General features: G+C 36.7%; 14 protein-coding genes and 1 tRNA gene. All 15 read right to left on the reverse strand.

Translation table 11 applies throughout. The features are described from left to right. Positions 1 to 8: 8 nt before the first annotated feature. Positions 9 to 1,238 (reverse strand): GumC family protein, encoded by a 1,230-nt coding sequence (locus AWW83_RS06795; RefSeq protein ID WP_092350232.1) that lies wholly within the window; start codon positions 1,236 to 1,238, stop codon positions 9 to 11. 28 nt (positions 1,239 to 1,266) lie between these two features. Beyond that, positions 1,267 to 1,351 (reverse strand) — tRNA-Leu (locus AWW83_RS06800). A gap of 47 nt (positions 1,352 to 1,398) precedes the next feature. Further along, positions 1,399 to 2,349 (reverse strand): MFS transporter, encoded by a 951-nt coding sequence (locus AWW83_RS06805; protein ID WP_092350234.1) that lies wholly within the window; start codon positions 2,347 to 2,349, stop codon positions 1,399 to 1,401. Continuing rightward, a complete protein-coding gene (locus AWW83_RS06810) occupies positions 2,273 to 3,409 on the reverse strand; it encodes an MFS transporter (RefSeq protein ID WP_092350236.1) in 1,137 nt (378 codons plus the stop codon). Before AWW83_RS06810 ends, AWW83_RS06805 begins: the two co-directional genes overlap by 77 nt. A 26-nt stretch (positions 3,410 to 3,435) precedes the next feature. Beyond that, entirely contained in the window at positions 3,436 to 4,146 is a 711-nt protein-coding gene (locus AWW83_RS06815; RefSeq protein WP_092350238.1) for an outer membrane beta-barrel protein, read from the reverse strand. 64 nt (positions 4,147 to 4,210) lie between these two features. Then, a complete protein-coding gene (locus AWW83_RS06820; RefSeq protein WP_092350240.1) occupies positions 4,211 to 5,488 on the reverse strand; it encodes a Glu/Leu/Phe/Val family dehydrogenase in 1,278 nt (425 codons plus the stop codon). 56 nt (positions 5,489 to 5,544) lie between these two features. After that, the gene (gene metG, locus AWW83_RS06825; RefSeq protein ID WP_092350242.1) at positions 5,545 to 7,605 is read right to left on the reverse strand and encodes a methionine--tRNA ligase; all 2,061 of its coding nucleotides are present in this window, start codon (positions 7,603 to 7,605) and stop codon (positions 5,545 to 5,547) included. A gap of 50 nt (positions 7,606 to 7,655) precedes the next feature. Beyond that, the gene (locus AWW83_RS06830) at positions 7,656 to 8,714 is read right to left on the reverse strand and encodes a PSP1 domain-containing protein (protein WP_092350244.1); all 1,059 of its coding nucleotides are present in this window, start codon (positions 8,712 to 8,714) and stop codon (positions 7,656 to 7,658) included. Beyond that, on the reverse strand, positions 8,699 to 9,865 hold the full coding sequence (gene holB, locus AWW83_RS06835) for a DNA polymerase III subunit delta' (RefSeq protein ID WP_092350246.1): 1,167 nt from the start codon (positions 9,863 to 9,865) through the stop codon (positions 8,699 to 8,701). The genes AWW83_RS06830 and holB overlap by 16 nt, the downstream gene beginning before the upstream one ends. 16 nt (positions 9,866 to 9,881) lie before the next feature. Continuing rightward, positions 9,882 to 11,885 carry a BamA/OMP85 family outer membrane protein gene (locus tag AWW83_RS06840; RefSeq protein WP_092350248.1) on the reverse strand — a complete coding sequence of 668 codons (2,004 nt, stop codon included), beginning with the start codon at positions 11,883 to 11,885 and terminating at the stop codon, positions 9,882 to 9,884. A 53-nt stretch (positions 11,886 to 11,938) separates the two neighbouring features. Further along, positions 11,939 to 12,169, reverse strand: a complete 231-nt coding sequence (locus tag AWW83_RS06845; RefSeq protein ID WP_092350250.1) for a DUF2795 domain-containing protein — start codon at positions 12,167 to 12,169, stop codon at positions 11,939 to 11,941. 6 nt (positions 12,170 to 12,175) lie between these two features. Continuing rightward, on the reverse strand, positions 12,176 to 12,796 hold the full coding sequence (locus tag AWW83_RS06850; protein WP_143713914.1) for a M23 family metallopeptidase: 621 nt from the start codon (positions 12,794 to 12,796) through the stop codon (positions 12,176 to 12,178). After that, entirely contained in the window at positions 12,759 to 13,139 is a 381-nt protein-coding gene (locus AWW83_RS06855) for a hypothetical protein (RefSeq protein ID WP_092350254.1), read from the reverse strand. Before AWW83_RS06855 ends, AWW83_RS06850 begins: the two co-directional genes overlap by 38 nt. A gap of 78 nt (positions 13,140 to 13,217) precedes the next feature. Beyond that, the gene (locus AWW83_RS06860) at positions 13,218 to 15,950 is read right to left on the reverse strand and encodes a patatin-like phospholipase family protein (protein ID WP_092350256.1); all 2,733 of its coding nucleotides are present in this window, start codon (positions 15,948 to 15,950) and stop codon (positions 13,218 to 13,220) included. A 77-nt stretch (positions 15,951 to 16,027) separates the two neighbouring features. Beyond that, a complete protein-coding gene (locus AWW83_RS06865) occupies positions 16,028 to 17,215 on the reverse strand; it encodes a class II fructose-bisphosphate aldolase (RefSeq protein WP_320409425.1) in 1,188 nt (395 codons plus the stop codon). Positions 17,216 to 17,228: the final 13 nt, after the last annotated feature.

The raw sequence follows: 17,228 nt of genomic DNA on the forward strand, positions 1-17,228 counted from the left end.
AAAATGTGTTAAGAAATTTTATACAGTTCGGCGATCTTTCTTGCGAAGTTATATGTCTTGATTTCAAGTGAGTTAAGCATTCTCTTTCGGTTTAAAAAAGATTCATTCACAAACGCAATTATGATAAACAAAACAAGAGCGGAAGAAAAAACAGACAAAACAATCAATGTTCTAAACGGTCTTGCTTTCTTCTCGGGCGGAACTGCATAGTCAAGCACCTGAACAACTGGGACATTTTTCTGCTCTTCAATTTTCGCCTGTTCATAAAGTGGAACGATAAATTCAAGAAGTTTATTCTGAATCTCATAATCACGATACAAACGCAAATACTGTAATCCAAGCTCGGGCATATCTTTAAACGGGACAAACAAACTCAGTTCACTTTTCAACTTATCGTTTCCTTCTTTCATTTGATTTAATCTCTTTCGCATCTCTTCAATTTGAATTTTGGCAAGTTTAACCTCAGAAGCATCTTCTCCAAGTTGCCTTTGCAAAATTCCAAGTTTAACTTCCTCAGCCATTATCTGAGCTTCAAGTTCAGCCGCTGCTTCAACTGCTGCTTTTGTTTGTTCGGGGAGATAATAAATTCCATATTTTTGCTGAAACTTTTTAAGCGTATCCTCAGCCGCTTTCAAATCCGCAAGATTCTGGAGATATCTCTTTTCAAGCACAATTCTATTGTTTCTTGCCTCTTCAATGTTAAGTTTTATGTTAATTTCATTCAAAACCTCAATAAAATAATTCGCCATATCAGCTGCTCTTTTTCTATCCTCATCGTAAACATTTATCACAAGCACACCATTTTCATCAATTTCAAAATCAGTATTACCACGAAGTTTTTTTATCGCTTTTTCCATTGATGAATCTTTTATGGCATAAACTTTCATCAGATTGAATTTATTTACAACTTTTTCCATCGCTGTTCTGCTGTTTAAAATCGCAAGATATGTGAAAAGTGGCGGTTGATTACCGCTCAAACCTCTCAAAAAAGGTGCAAATTCACGAATTGACTGGCTAAATGCATCAAGTCCCCCAAACAAATCGCTCTTTCGCGGTGCCATAACAGTCGCGGTTGCTTTATACTGAACTGGAAGAAGAAGTGCTACGATAACAGCAATCAAAGTCAAAATTAAAACATTCAAAACTATAAATTTTCTCCATTTGTAAATCACATACAAATAATCCCACACGCCAACTTCCGATGGTTTTCCATCCGTTCTTTCAATTGATTCGTTCATTGGATAGATTCATTTTGTTGTCAACCTGTGCCCGGGGCGGGATTCGAACCCGCACGGGCTTTAAGCCCACTACACCCTGAATGTAGCGCGTCTCCCAGTTCCGCCACCCGGGCAATTTTTTTTGTTTTTAATTTAAAAACACAAACCCTAAAACACAAATTCAATCCCTTCCTATCAATCGCACAATCCCAACAGCAAAAAGCGAAATTACCCCACTAAGATAAAACCCAATTCTCAATCCCCAAAAGCCTGCAATTAATCCACCAAGCCCTGGACCGATGACATTTGACAATGTTGTAAAACTTGATGCAATCCCCATCACCCCACCCTGTCTTTCTTCATCAACATTTCTGCTTACAAATGAATACAAAACTGGCGTCATCCCACCGAGAAAAAATCCAAAAAATGCCCTGAACAAAATCACAAGAAAAATTGAACCTGACAAACCTTGCAACAAAAGTGAAATACCAGCGCCCGCAAATGAAATTTTTAAATTCCGTTTATAACCATGTATCCCGAATTTAGAAATATCTTTATCGTTTTTCTTTCCCCAGAATGGAGCCGAAAGAATAGTAAAAGCACCAGCAACAGAAAAAGCAAACCCCGACAAGCTTGAAATGTGTTTAACATCTCCCGAAATACTTTCAACAAAAAGAGCGAAAATCGGCTGAACAAGCATAACCGACATCTGCGATAAAAAAATTAGCATTAAACCAAACCTGACATTTCTGTTTTCAAGTATTGCATAACGGTAGTTTTTGAGCAAATTTTTTAATTCATTCCCACCATTTGAAAAATTATTCATCTTCATTTCCTTCGCTCCAAAAATTAAAAGAAAACCAGAAATAAAACATAAAATCCCCGTAATCTGGAAAATGTGTCTATATCCAATTAAATCTGCAAGAACTCCACCAAAAAGCGGTCCGAAAAGTTGTCCAGTTGATGTTGCTGTTTGAAGCACCCCGATTGCATATCCTTTTTTCTCATAAGGTGATTCAGCCGAGACAAAAGCAAGCGCTGACGGTATGAATCCACTAATTGCACCCTGAATTATCCTGAAAATAAAAAGTTGATAAACATTTTGAGACAAACTTATTAAAACTTGATGCAATCCCCATCACCCCACCCTGTCTTTCTTCATCAACATTTCTGCTTACAAATGAATACAAAACTGGCGTCATCCCACCGAGAAAAAATCCAAAAAATGCCCTGAACAAAATCACAAGAAAAATTGAACCTGACAAACCTTGCAACAAAAGTGAAATACCAGCGCCCGCAAATGAAATTTTTAAATTCCGTTTATAACCATGTATCCCGAATTTAGAAATATCTTTATCGTTTTTCTTTCCCCAGAATGGAGCCGAAAGAATAGTAAAAGCACCAGCAACAGAAAAAGCAAACCCCGACAAGCTTGAAATGTGTTTAACATCTCCCGAAATACTTTCAACAAAAAGAGCGAAAATCGGCTGAACAAGCATAACCGACATCTGCGATAAAAAAATTAGCATTAAACCAAACCTGACATTTCTGTTTTCAAGTATTGCATAACGGTAGTTTTTGAGCAAATTTTTTAATTCATTCCCACCATTTGAAAAATTATTCATCTTCATTTCCTTCGCTCCAAAAATTAAAAGAAAACCAGAAATAAAACATAAAATCCCCGTAATCTGGAAAATGTGTCTATATCCAATTAAATCTGCAAGAACTCCACCAAAAAGCGGTCCGAAAAGTTGTCCAGTTGATGTTGCTGTTTGAAGCACCCCGATTGCATATCCTTTTTTCTCATAAGGTGATTCAGCCGAGACAAAAGCAAGCGCTGACGGTATGAATCCACTAATTGCACCCTGAATTATCCTGAAAATAAAAAGTTGATAAACATTTTGAGACAAACTTATTAAAAATTGCGCAACCCCAAGCCCAAAAATTGCACGCACCATTATTAACTTTCTACCGAATCTATCTCCGAGCGTCCCCCACATCGGCGTTGTAAAAAACGAAACTATAAATGGACCTGAAAAGACAATTCCACTCCATCTCGCAACACTTGCTTCATCACTTACCCCGAGCTCACGAATGAAAAACGGAAGGAACGGAACTATCATACTCATCCCCATCATCGTGATAAACTGCGCAACCCAGACAATGTAAAGATTTTTTCGCCAGATCTCCATCTATCTCAAAAGTGCTTTTTCAATTTTTAAAAAGTATAACCAAGCCCGAAAACAAAGTGAAACATTTTTATATTCGTATCAGCAGTTCCGCCGAAAATCCCGGCTTTTAATATCTCACCTTGTGTATATTTAAACTCCAAAAATCCGAAAAAATTTTTGTAAAGTTTTAAATTCGCTCCACCAGCAAGCTGAATGACAAAATCATTAACTTCATATCGCTCAAATGATAAAGAATCTACCGTCGTCTCAAAATGCGGAATTGAAATCCCTGCACCAAACTTAAAATATGGATAAATCTTTGCCAGCGCTGGAAACTTATAACCGAAATTCAAAAGCAGATAATTTAAACCGTGAGAAATTGAAAAATTTTGAACTATGTCCCCAAACCTGATGTAAGAATCCAGAAGTGAATCTCTGTAAATTCCCGTCGCTTTGACAATTTGTTCTGGATCTGAATAAACTTTTGAGTGAATGAATTCAAGCTCTGCAAATAAAAATTTGCTCACGAAATTTAAATTGTATGAAAGTTTCACGCCGTAGTAAAGTGGAAATTCAAAGGACTTATCCGTTAATTTTACATCATCAAACCTCAAAAAAGTTTTGTTTATGTCCTGTGAAATTGTCAGGTATGTCTTTGACGGGAAATTTTTTCCGATGTAAGCGGAAAAGTTGAAATTTTGAGCATAACAAAATTGTATAAGAAAAAACGAAAGAAGCAGAGAACGGGGAATTTTCATTCGCAAATTTGTTTTTATTTGAAAGATCAAAAAGCGGGGGCAAAGCCCCCGCAAAATTCTTTAATTATGGATAAAGACCACGAAGTCGCACAGCTTCAGCAACCCTGCTAATTCCAAGCATATACGCAGCCATCCTCATTGAAACTTTATTCTTCAAGTGTATATTCAAAACTTCATCAAAAGCCCTCTTCATAATCTTTTCAAGCATGCTGTAAATTTGTTCCTCATCCCAGAACAAATGTTGTTCATCCTGAACCCATTCAAAATAAGAGACAGTTACGCCACCAGCATTACAGAGAATATCCGGTATGACAAAGACGCCTTTTTCTTCAAGAATTGCATCTGCTTCGGGAGTTGTCGGTCCATTTGCAGCTTCTGCAACTATCTTCGCATTGATCTTTCCAGCGTTTCCTTCGTGAATTGCGTTTTCAAGCGCAGCTGGAACAAGTATATCACACTGCAAAGCGAGCAATTCATCTGCACTTATTGGCTCTGAATCTGGGAACCCAATCACTGAGCCGGTTTTATTTTTGTGCTCAATCAATTTCATTATGTTAAGTCCATTCCCATTGTAAACACCACCTTTTGAATCATTAACAGCGATAACTTTTGCACCTGCTTTTTCAAACAACATTGCAGCAACAGAACCAGCATTTCCAAATCCTTGCACAACGACTTTTGCGCCATCAAGTTTCAATCCAAGATGTTCAACTGCTTTTTGAGTTGTGTAGAAAACACCGCGACCGGTTGCCTGATCACGACCCAGCGAACCACCCAAAGAAACAGGTTTACCCGTGACAACACCTGGAACCGCATAACCTTTCATCATGCTGTATGTGTCCATAATCCAAGCCATAACCTGCGGATTTGTATAAACATCCGGAGCTGGGATGTCTTTTTCTGGACCAATCAATGGCAAAATTTCCGCAGTGTATCGTCTTGTCAATCTTTCAAGCTCACCTTGAGACATTTCCTTCGGGTTGCAGACAACTCCACCTTTACCGCCACCAAATGGAATGTTAACAATTGCGCATTTCCATGTCATCCAGAATGCAAGCGCTTTAACTTCATCAAGCGTAACATTTGGGTGATACCTTATACCACCCTTTGCTGGACCGCGCGCCGTGCTGTATTGAACGCGATAACCCTCAAAATGTTGAACTCGCCCATTGTCCATACGAACCGGGAAATTAACAATTAAAATTCTCTCTGGATACTTGATATGTTCGCGGATGTCCCATTCAAGATTTAAAAGGTCTGCTGCTCTGTCAAATGTTTCAAGCGCCATGTCATAAATTGACCTTGCGCCGTTTTTAAGTGCTTTTTCCTTTTCGGTGATCATTTCTCTTTCTCCTTTTTTATTTTTAAATGAAAAATCCCGAACCAAAAGTTCGGGATTTACCTTACTTGACTTCCACTGTCAATTTCATCAAGCGTGGTTATAATTGTTAACTTATCATCTTTAACAGCTGCAAGAAGCATACCTTGAGATTCAATCCCCATCAACTTTGCTGGCTTCAAATTCGCAACAACAACAACTCGCTTACCAACAAGTTCTTCAGGATTATAATGTTTCCCGATCCCAGCGACAATTTGTCTTTCTTCATTACCAATTTTAACCTTCAACTTCAAAAGCTTTTCCGAATTTTTAACTCTTTCACATTCAACAACATGCGCAACTCTCAGATCAATTTTCTCAAACTCTTCAATAGTTATCTGCGGTTTAAACTCAATTTTCTCCTCAGCAATTTCACCAGATGCAATTTTCAACTTTCTTATTTCCTCTTCAATCTCGTGATCCTCAATTTTTCTAAATAAAATTTTCGGCTCACCAAGTTGATGTCCAGCTTCAAGTTTAAGTTCATAAGCACTATCCCACCCAGCTTTTACAATGTCATCCTTTAAATTCAACATCTCCCAAATTTTTCTCGCTGAAAAAGGAAGAACTGGCTCAAATAAAATTGCAAGCGCTCTTACCGTTTGCAGACACAAATTAATTGTTGTTGACGCTCGTTTTGGATTCTCCTTTATCATCCTCCATGGTTCAGTGTCATTAAAGTATTTGTTCGCAAATCTTGCAAGGTTCATCGTCTCAAAAACACCATCTCTTATTCTGAAGTTTTCATAATTTTCAGAAATTTTATCCGCATACTCTTTCAACTTCGCAATGAGTTCTCTGTCAATCTCTTCAAGTTCAAATCTTTCGGGCACACTGTTGTTAAAGTTCTTCTTTACAAAAGTCAATGTCCTGTTAACAAAATTACCAAGTATATCAGCAAGTTCATTGTTGTTTCGTGCTTGAAATTCTTTCCAAGAAAAGTCCGTATCTTTCGTCTCAGGAAGGATACTTGCAAGTGCGTATCTTAATGGGTCGGGATCAAATTTTTGAAGATATTCATTAAGCCACACTGCATAATTTCTGCTTGTTGAAAGCTTTTTACCTTCAAGATTCAAAAATTCATTTGCTGGGACATTATCGGGAAGAACATAAATTTCACTTTCTCGTCCATCGTTCCACGCCATAAGCATTGCTGGAAAAACAATACAATGGAAGACAATGTTATCTTTTCCGATGAAATGGATTAATCTTGTATCCTGACTTTGCCAGTATTCACGCCATTTTTCAGGTTGCCCAATCTTTTGAGCCCATTCTTTCGTTGATGAAATATAACCAAGCAAAGCATCAAACCAGACATAAATAACTTTCCCTTCCGCTCCTGGGATCGGAACTTTAACTCCCCAATGTAAATCTCTTGTCACAGCTCTATCTTGAAGTCCCTCTTTGAACCAGGAATAAACATACTGCTTAACATTCTCTTTCCAATCAGTTTTAGTGCTCATCCAATCTTCAAGCCGTTTTTGAAACTCACCAAGCGGAAGATACCAATGCGATGTATCTTTTATCACAGGAGTTGAACCACAAATTTTGCATTTCGGATCAATTAAATCTGTCTGCTCAAGCCAGCTACCACATTTTTCGCATTGATCTCCACGAGCACCTGGAGAACCACACACAGGACAAGTTCCCTCAACATATCTATCCGCAAGAAACATTTTATCTTTCTCACAATAAAGCTGTTTCGTTGTTTTCTCTTTCAAAATTCCCTTCTTGTAAAGGTCAAGGAAAAACTCCTGCGCTGTTTGATGATGAATTGGAAGGGATGTCCTTGAGTAATTGTCAAAACTCATTCCAAACTTTTCAAAGCTTTCCTTGTTCATAAAATGATATTTATCAACAACCTGTTGCGGGGTTACGCCCTCTTTTTCAGCAGTGATCGTTATCGGGACACCATGCTCATCAGAACCGCAAATGTAAATTACATCCCTGCCTTTTAATCTTTGATAGCGAACATAAATATCAGCTGGAAGATAAGCACCAGCAAGATGCCCAAGGTGAATGGGTCCATTTGCGTATGGAAGAGCTGCCGTGACAAGTATTCTTTTGAAGTTCTTGTTCAAGGTTGTCTTTTCTTTTTGTTTTTCGTTAAGAATTTAATAAGACAAAAATTTTAAAGCAACCCATTCGGGAAAATTTCTCGGTTCTTGTTGAAAGCATCCTCAGGAACATATTTTTTTATCTCATCAAGCGTATATCTTTCCCAGATGTCATTCCCATAATGGACATAGACATAATTTTTAAAGATGTCAAATTTCTCAATTTTCCCAATCCCTCTTTCTGTTTGAATTTCATAATCAATTGGCGGGAAATTTTTCAAAGCTTCAAGATATGTTTCCATCTCAAACAAAAGACAGCATTTCAAACGCCCACACTGACCTGAAAGTTTAATTGGGTTAAGCGGTAAATTTTGAAATTTAGCGTGAAACAATGTGACCTTGTTGAATTTCTCAAGCCATGTGCTACAACAAAGCGCTCTTCCACAACTTCCAATTCCACCGACCTTCCTCGCTTCATCCCTTACACCAATCTGCCAAAGTTCAATTCTTGTCTTGAAAATTTTTGCAAGGTCTCTGACAAAAGCCCTGAAATCAATCCTTCCATCCGCAGTGAAATAAAACGTTAACCTGTTCCTGTCAAACTGATATTCAACATCAATTAACTTCATTTCAAGACCGAAAACTTTCAACCTTTGCTTAAATATATAGTATGCTTTAACTTCATCTTCACGATTTTTTTTTAACTTTTTCAAATCATCTTCATTTGCGGGACGAATTACTTTTCTCATAATCTGCCCAACAATGCCTAAAAACTTTCGTTTGTTATGAACTTTTTCCCCAACTAAATGAACTTTTCCAAGGTCAATTCCACGAATTGCCTCAACAAGGACATAATCTCCGGGCTTTAAATCAAAATTTGACTCATTTATAAAGAAATCCCGTCTTAAGCTTTTAAATTCAACTTCAACGAGATTCAAAGTATGCTCAATTTTTGCAAGTTCTGGATCAAATGGTTTTTTAAAGCACGATTCACACGGCAGTTTTGCTTCTTCAATTTCAAGTCCTTCGGCTTCAGCGCCCGCAACAAACGATTTATTCAGTTTCTCCCACCCACTTTCAAATGATTCCCAGCTTTCATCAAGCCAGAAAGGTGAATCTATTTTCCTGTCCATTGCACTTTGCCAGTTTGTTTTGTTTTTACATAAGCCTCGCTCATAAGGTCAAAAAGATCAATTGAAAGATTTATCAAAATTAAATTCAACTGCAAATTTTTTTCAACCTGTGAAATCGCTCTCTCAACAAGAGCAATCGCCTTTTGATAATCAATTTCACCATAACTTGCGATAAATTTCCGCAATCTTTCAACCATATCAACATTGATAATTTTATCCTCAAGCCCAATTTTAAGCATCAACGCATCCCTGAACCATGTCAAAATTATGTGCAAAAAATTTTCAATCTCACTTCGCTCATAATCAGTCACAATCTTTTCTATCTCAATTAACATCTTAACAATTTTACCCGATGCGATCGTTGCAAGGAAATCAATCGGTTTAATTCTTTTATCTTTAACCGTCACATCAAGAAGTTCAATTGCTTTGCCAAAACTTCCATTCGCAAGCCGTGCGATCAAACGAGCTCTTGCAGGTGTTAATTCATATCTTTCAATAAGAGCATTTGCAATTTCATCATCGGAAAGATAGGAAAATCTAACAAGTTGACATCGTGAAATTATAGTTGGGAGGAGTTTATCTTTATTTGCGGTTGTGAGAATTATAACTGTTTTCGGGCTTGGTTCTTCAAGTGTTTTCAAAAAAGCGTTCGCTGCTTGCTCCGTCATCGCATCTGCTTCGGAAACAATTATAACACGCCATCCCGGGATAAGCAAACTGTGCGAAACTTCCATTTTGATCTCTCTTATGCTGTTAATCTTTATGCTGTTTGCCCTCGGAATTGTGATCTTGTGATATGGATTTTGCGCCTTTAACCTGACCTGCTCCTGAATTAATTTTATCTCTGATTCATCAAGTTTTTCAATAGGTGAGTCATCTTTCGTTTCATTTTTACCAAGTGGAAGTTTAAAAATTAACTTAACATTTGGATGACTCAATTCCCCTATGCCACGGCAAGTTTTACATTCATCACAAGCTTCACCTTTATTTCGCTCACAATTCAACGCCTTTGCAAATTCAATCGCCATCGCATCTTTTCCAACCCCTTCAGGTCCATAAAACAAATATGCATGTGCTACTTTACCGTTTAAAATTGCATTTCTCAAAATTTGCTTTACTCTATCCTGACCGATTACATTTGACCAAGCCATCTTTCTGGAAAATTTTTTAAAATGTTTGACCTACGCCAATGTGAAAGACCATATCTTTTAAAATTCTTTTCGCCGTCTTCTTAAAAATCCATCTTTCTTGAGCCATCGGGTCATAAACTTTGAAACCAAAATCAAATCTAAAACCACCAAAAAAAGTCAAATATCTGAAACCAAATCCGCCAGCAACTGCCATCTGCTTAAATTTAACATATTTTAAATCATCCCACAAATTCCCCGAATCAATGAAAATGACACCACCGAAATTTCTCCAAAAAATTACTCTATCTTCAAAATTCAACTCTATCAAAACATTTCCACCAAACGCTGGATTCGGGACATTGCCAAGCTCTCTTACTCTCCAACCACGAACGCTGGCACTTCCACCTGCAAAAAATCTTCTATTTATCGGTATCGGAGACAAATCAAATTTCCTCGTTGATTTTATCACATATTCATTAGCAATGCCTAATTTTAATTTAAAAGCAAAAACAGAATTATTCAAGTTGAAAAATCTTCTATAAAGCCATGTGAATTTGTAATACTCCGAAAAAGGCAAAACTTTAACACCAGCTTGAGCCATCAAAAATGGGACAATTCCGCCTTCTTCAAATGAAAATGTATGTGAAAACCCACGCCTTGGATAAATTATATCATCTGTCCTGTCAATTTGAAATGTGAAAGTCAAAATTGAGTTTAATTGTCTTTGATACAATCTCGCAAGCGTTGAATCAACATAGGTTTGAAATTTTATATTCACACTTTCAACATCCCAATCAAAAAAACTGGCATATTCCTCGCTCGGTCTGTAAATAAATCTCACTCTGTTTCTTGCGATGTTAATCAAATAACTTTTTTGTTTATCAATCATAAGCGAAAAACTAAACTCGCCGGGAATTTTCCTCCCAAGTAGATATGGTTGATTTAATTTTAAGTTCGTCTCAATTAATCCTGCGCTCGTCGTATCCGTTAAAGTTGGAACTTTCTCAAAGCTTAAACTTTGAATTTGAAACCTTAAACTTGACGAAAAATTTCTTCCTCCACCGAGAAAATTTCTATTCTGATAATCAAGCGAAACACCAACATTAAAAGCATTTCTCTCGTCGCTAAAATAAATCGCAGGCGAAATATCTTGCTTGTTTCTTGGCATTATAGAAACATTTACACGAGCAAGACCAATTGAATCATTCCCAGCAACTTGATCAAAATTTATCTTAACACTTTCAAACAAACCCGTTTGAGAAAGATTTGTCTCGCTTCTTAAAATTAAGCTCCTGTTATAAAACTCTCCGACTTTGAATTCAAGCTCACGCCTTATCAAACTTTCAGAAATTTTCATCCTCAAAGTATCTTCAAAAAAAATTCTCACATCACTTATCACAAACCTTCCATCCGGGTTAAAAGGGACAAAAATTGAAAGAACCTTTTGCGTTGAATCAATCAAAACTCTAATCTTTGTCCTGTCAACATAAGCATTTGGATAACCGTTATCGTAGAGCAAATTTAAAATGCGTTGAATTTCGGATTCAACATCCTGTCTTCTGTATCTATTTCCGATTTTAAGATATTTACAGTTTAACGCCTGCTTACGCAAAGTGTCGGGAATTTGTTCAAGCCCAGTAAATTCAAATTTTTCAATTTTATACGGCTGGTTTTCAACGATAAGAAATGTCAAAATTGCGGTTTTATTTTTGGAGTCATATTGAATCAATGTATCAATCTTGACATCAAAAAATCCGTTATCAAAGTAAAAATTTCGCAAATTGATAAGGTCGTTTATAACTTTGATTTTCTCAAGGTATTCTGCTTTTTCACCCAGACGTTGATTGATTTTATAAAGGAATTGCCAAAACTTTGCTGGACTTGGGCGGGAGATGAGAACCGAGAGGAGTTCTTTTTCAGATAAATTTTTGTTTCCCTTAAACTCTATCTTTTTAAGTTCAAAATTTCCCTTGTCTTCAACTTCATTTGAAACTGCGAAAGAAGACCAAAAAATCAAAAGAACAAAAATAAATTTTGCCATCTCCACCTGATTTAAATTAGAATAAAAACCCCGACCGAAGTCGGGGCAAATTATCAATATTCGTCTTCCTCACCATAAAGGAAATCATCCTCATCCTCAGGTGAATAATCTGGCCAGATATCTTCAATTCCGTTATATTCTTCGTCCGAATCCTCAAGTTCTTCAAGGTTTTGAATTACCTCAGGCGGAGCACCAATTCTCTTTGCATATTCAATGAGTTCCTGCTTCGTTGCAGGCCATGGAGCGCCCTCAAGATAACGAATAAGTTCTGGAGTCCACAACATGTTTTATCAACCTCCGTTTGATTTGTTGTTTAATTCCTGAACAAGTTCTTTATATTTTGCTGGATCAACATCTTCAAAGAAATAATTTATCGGATTTTGCGGAATTCCATCTTTCCAAACCTCATAATGAAGATGCGGAGCAGTGACAAGCCCAGTTGCACCACTTAATGCAATTTTATCACCACGCTTAACCTTTTGACCCTCTCTTACAAGTGCCCTTGAAAGATGTGCATACAATGTCACATACCCAAACCCGTGATCAATTTCAACTATCAAACCATATCTACCACGATATCCAACATAACTTACGACACCATCACCAGTTGCATAAACTGGCGTTCCAACATCAACAACAAGATCAATCCCTTCATGCATAGCCCATATCCCAAGAATTGGATGTTTCCTGTAACCAAATTTTGATGTCAATCCACCTTTTAAAGGCAAAATCGCTGGGATATGTTTAAACTTTTCCTGATTGATTTTATATTGCCTGTAAATCTCCTCATAACTTTTTTGCTGTAATCTTACTTCCCTTTCAAGTTTGTTAAGTTTTGAAAATGACTCCGCAAGAAGTTTTTCCGCTTCTTCATCAGAAAAAATTAAACTCATATTTTTCTTCAACTCCACCAATCGCAACCTTTTTTATATCTTCATCAATCGGTTTAAGGTCAACTGCAAGGCGTAATTCCCTATCTTGCTCAAGAAGTTTAGCAACAATGCTTTCAATTTGCTGGAATTTTTCCTTTAAAACTCTCAATTGCTCTTTTAAAAGATTGTTCTCACGCTGTAATTTTTCAGCCCTGACCCTTCCAAAGCCAAGTATATCGCCTGTAAAGTAGTTTAAAACAAATAGAAAGCCCAAACTGAAAATTATTATAAGTGTAATAAGACCGAGAAATTTCAACTGAATGTTTCTGACTTCGCTTAAACTTAAATTTTCGGTATCAATGTAGAAAACCTTTCTGCCCATGGGCATCTCCTGTTATTTTTACAATTTCTGAATTGAAGATAATCAATTTTGATTAATTTGTCAAGAGGTCTTGCTTTTTTATTCAAATCCAAGCGAAAAATGAAACACCGTCTGACCCCAGAGCAATGTCTCCTGCTTTACGGTTCTAAAAATAAAACTTTTCCCAAGTTTAATTCTTAAAGCACCGATTGGCGTCTCAAAGCCAAGTTCAAAACCTAAACCCTGCCTCAAATCTTTCCATCTTATCGCTTCAAGTTTCTCCCAAGCCGAGCCAAAATCATAGCGAAGTGAGATAAAATTATTAAACAAAATTTTAATCGGATTCCTGAATCTAACCTCAATGCCACCAAGTATGACCTGCCTCCCGTAAATTTCATCTTCCCTCATCCCCGCAAAAGAATTTAAACCCGTAACAGAACCAAGGAAAAACTGTTGTGAAAGAGGTGTTGATTCATCACAAAGACCGAACAAAAATTTAAATTTCAAAGTCCCGTATTTGAAATATGTGTTGTAATTTTCATAAGCGAAGAAAATTTTTGAATAAGAGACATCAGAACCGAGAAACTTTTGAGCCATCTCATAATATGTGTTAAGATAAACCCCACGACTTGGGAAATAAGCCCTGTCCCTTGAATCAATTGAAATGCCCAACTGCAACTTTGCAAGCAAATTTTCCTCATCTTTAAAATTAATTCGTGAGACATTTTTGACAAGTGCTTTTTCAATTTGATACTTCAAAAGCGTATTCCCAAGTTTTTCAAATTGTCCGCCAACAGATATTTCAGCACCCGCCTCTATAAATTTTATTTCACCCTCATTTTTTGTTGAAAAACCACGCTCACCGAAATTAGTCCCATATGTGTAAACCTTTCTCTCCGAATGAAATAAACCAACTCCATAAGTTAGCATCGTCTGAAGAAAGCGATCAACCCTGTATTCAAGTTTTAATAAAGAATTTCTCATACCACCTTGAAAAGTCGCCCCAAAATTGTCGTTCAATCCAAATGTATTCTCATCCCTAAAATCGGAGAAAATTTGAGTCCCACGCTCATTATCAATTCTAAAACCAAATCTCAAAAATTGTGATACGGATTCATTCAAATCAAGTTCAACCTCAACGCTGTCATTTACCTTGTAATTAAATCTAATTTGAGAGAACAAATTTGTCGCCCAGAGATTTTGAATCGTCTCAATTACGCTTTTTTGAGTCAAGACATCCCCACGCTTAAAATAAACATCTCTCAATATGATTGATTTTCTCGTCTTCTTGTTCCCATAAATTTTTACATCAGAGACAAACCCATCCAATGTGTAAATGTTAAGAATTCCACTTCCTTCGTTAAAAATAACATTTTTCACCTTGACGAAAGGAAAACCATTTGAATGAAAAATTCTCAAAATTTCACGAGATAAATCAAAAACATTTCTCTCCGAAAACAAAATTTTTCCCTTTGGAATGAAAGTAAAACACGAATCGCTGATAAAAAAATTGCGAAAGATTTTCGTTGGCACTTCAAACTTAATCTTGAAATTTTCAATTGACTGCGGAAAAACATTGACAATTTTTATCTCTGGGTTAAGTTCCGTCTCAATTTTTATCTCGCTATGCTCATCGTCTTTACGAATTTCAACATCAACTTTTTTATATTCGCCAGTTGACAAAAGAAGAGCCATTTTCAAGGCAAAGTCATCAATTGAAAATTTATCTTCATAAAACGAAGCAAGAAAATCCGCTGGTAATCCATCGCCATAAACTTTCAATTTGTAATTCTCAATTTCTCCAATTTCAGCGTCGCTTAACAATTGATATTTTGACTCAATGAGCGAAATAACTTCTTCAATTTTTTCTTCTGCAATCTCTTCACCTTTTTGAATGATTAATTTTGCTTTGTCAAAATCAGCCGAACTTATATTTTCAAGGTCTGGTTTTAAAACGATGTCTGATTTTTCAAGTTGAAATTTATTTGAAAGTTGCATCATAATTCCGACGATCTGATCTGCTGTGTTCCAAGGAAGTTGAATTTCATCTGGTGTGCGAAGCGGGCTTGTCGCATCAACAGTTATTACAACATCATAACCCAATTCCCTTGCAATATCAGCAGGTATATTTGAAATCAGCCCACCATCAACAAGGACAAGCGAATCCATCATAACAGGTTGAAAAACAAGTGGAATGGTTGCACTTGCTCTTATCGTGTAAATTAAATTTCCCTTTGAGAAAACCACTCTCCGACCACTTACAAGGTCTGTCGCAACTGAATAAAATTTCGGATTTAAATTTTCGTAGTCGGTTTCAAAATGAAATGGAGTTTTAAAGAAAATTTTTAAAAGAGATTCATTTATCTTTTGCCCCGATGTCACATAAGAAGGGATAAGCGGTTTAAAACCCTTGAAACGAAAATAGATAAAACTTTTTTCAACGAGATATTTTCTTTCAAGAAAGAGATTTGCTCTATTTTCTTCCTCACCTAAAGAGAGGATATCGTTCCAGTTTGTTTCAAGTGCGAGTTTTTCAATTTCATCAGCCCTTAAACCAGCGCAATACAAACCTCCAACAATGCTTCCCATACTTGTTCCGATTATGCAATCAATCGGGATATTATATTTTTCAAAAACTTTCAAAACACCGATATGGCTTAAACCTCTTGCACCACCACCGCTTAACACAAGCGCAATTTTAGGACGCTTCAATTCATAGTTTATAACTTTGGAATTTTCACCATCAAAAAATTTTATGCTGAATTTTTGTGCGAAACAGATTGTGTGATAAACCAAGAAGAGAAAAAAATGGAAAAGAAAAAATCGTTTCATTTAATTTCGGTCATTAAACTTGGTTGGAGATATTTTGAAAAAGCGACCCGAAATGAGATCGGGTCGCTGAAAAATTTTTAAACTTTTACATACTTGCGAACGAGATCGTATGTATTCACAACATTCAATTTTTGCAAAAGCAAGCTAAATTTCTTTTCAAGCGCATTGCCAATTTCATCTTTCAAAGATTGTGGCAAATCCCAAAATTCTTTCTTAAACGGACCAAATCCTTTCTTTCTCGTCTTGTAGATAAACTGCTCCTCCGTATCTCCGGATTTCCATTCATCTTTAAACTCTTTCTTCAAGAACTCATAAACTTCACGTTTGAAATCATCCGGCAACATTGAATAAATCATATTTTGAAATTCCGTTGCAAGATGAATTTCTGCTGTCCCAACTTGTGGGAATTTGTCAAACAATTCCTCTGGCAATGTTGAAGCTCCGTGCTGAACCGCCCCAGAAAGCCCATATTCTTTTCTTGCAACTTCGGAAAGAACTCTCAGAGTTTCAAAATCAATTTTCACTTGTGCGATTGTTCCATCTGGAAGTGGGATTCCACCGTGTGTCGTCCCAGTTTGGACGCTTATCTTGCTTATTCCTTTGTAATTCCCTTTTTCGGAGAGAAGTTTAAGATATCCTGCCATATAAGCGCGCAATTCTTCGGGCGTGCTGTTTTTACCACCAACCTCACCTATTTCACCACCTACGGAAATCTCAATTCCTTCGGGTTGAAGCTTGCGAATATATTCCGTCATTTCGGCTGCGACCTCATAATTTGGTCTCTGCTGTTCATCAAGCGTCGGTTTGCTCAAATCTACAAGCGTTGAACTATCAATATCAATGTTGTAAAATTCCGCCTCAATTTCCTCTTTTACAAGAGCTTTTAATGAATTAATTTCTTTCTGCGGGTCTTCCGCATATTTTTTAGCATTGACCTGAACATGATCACCTTGAATGAAAACAGGACCTTGATAACCTTCTTTTATACACGCTGCAAGAACGCAGGCAGAGTATTCGCTCGGGCGCTGGAAAGTATAACCAATTTCTGATTTTGCAATTTCAAATATAAATGCACCAACATTATGTTTTTTCACCGCTCTAACATATGCTCTCGCGACATCATAAGTTAAACCTCGTATATTCACTGCTGGAACTGTAAATCCGCCGACTTCGCCTCTTCCCATTGCTTCATAGAAATGCTGTATAGAAGCGGGGACAGCCCCAAGTTTTCGGGCAATTTTGTTGATTAATTTGCGTATCTCCATTTTTAAATTTTCA

The organism is Candidatus Chryseopegocella kryptomonas, from assembly GCF_001536065.1.
Classification (GTDB): Bacteria; Bacteroidota; Ignavibacteria; order Kryptoniales; family Kryptoniaceae; genus Kryptonium; species Kryptonium kryptomonas.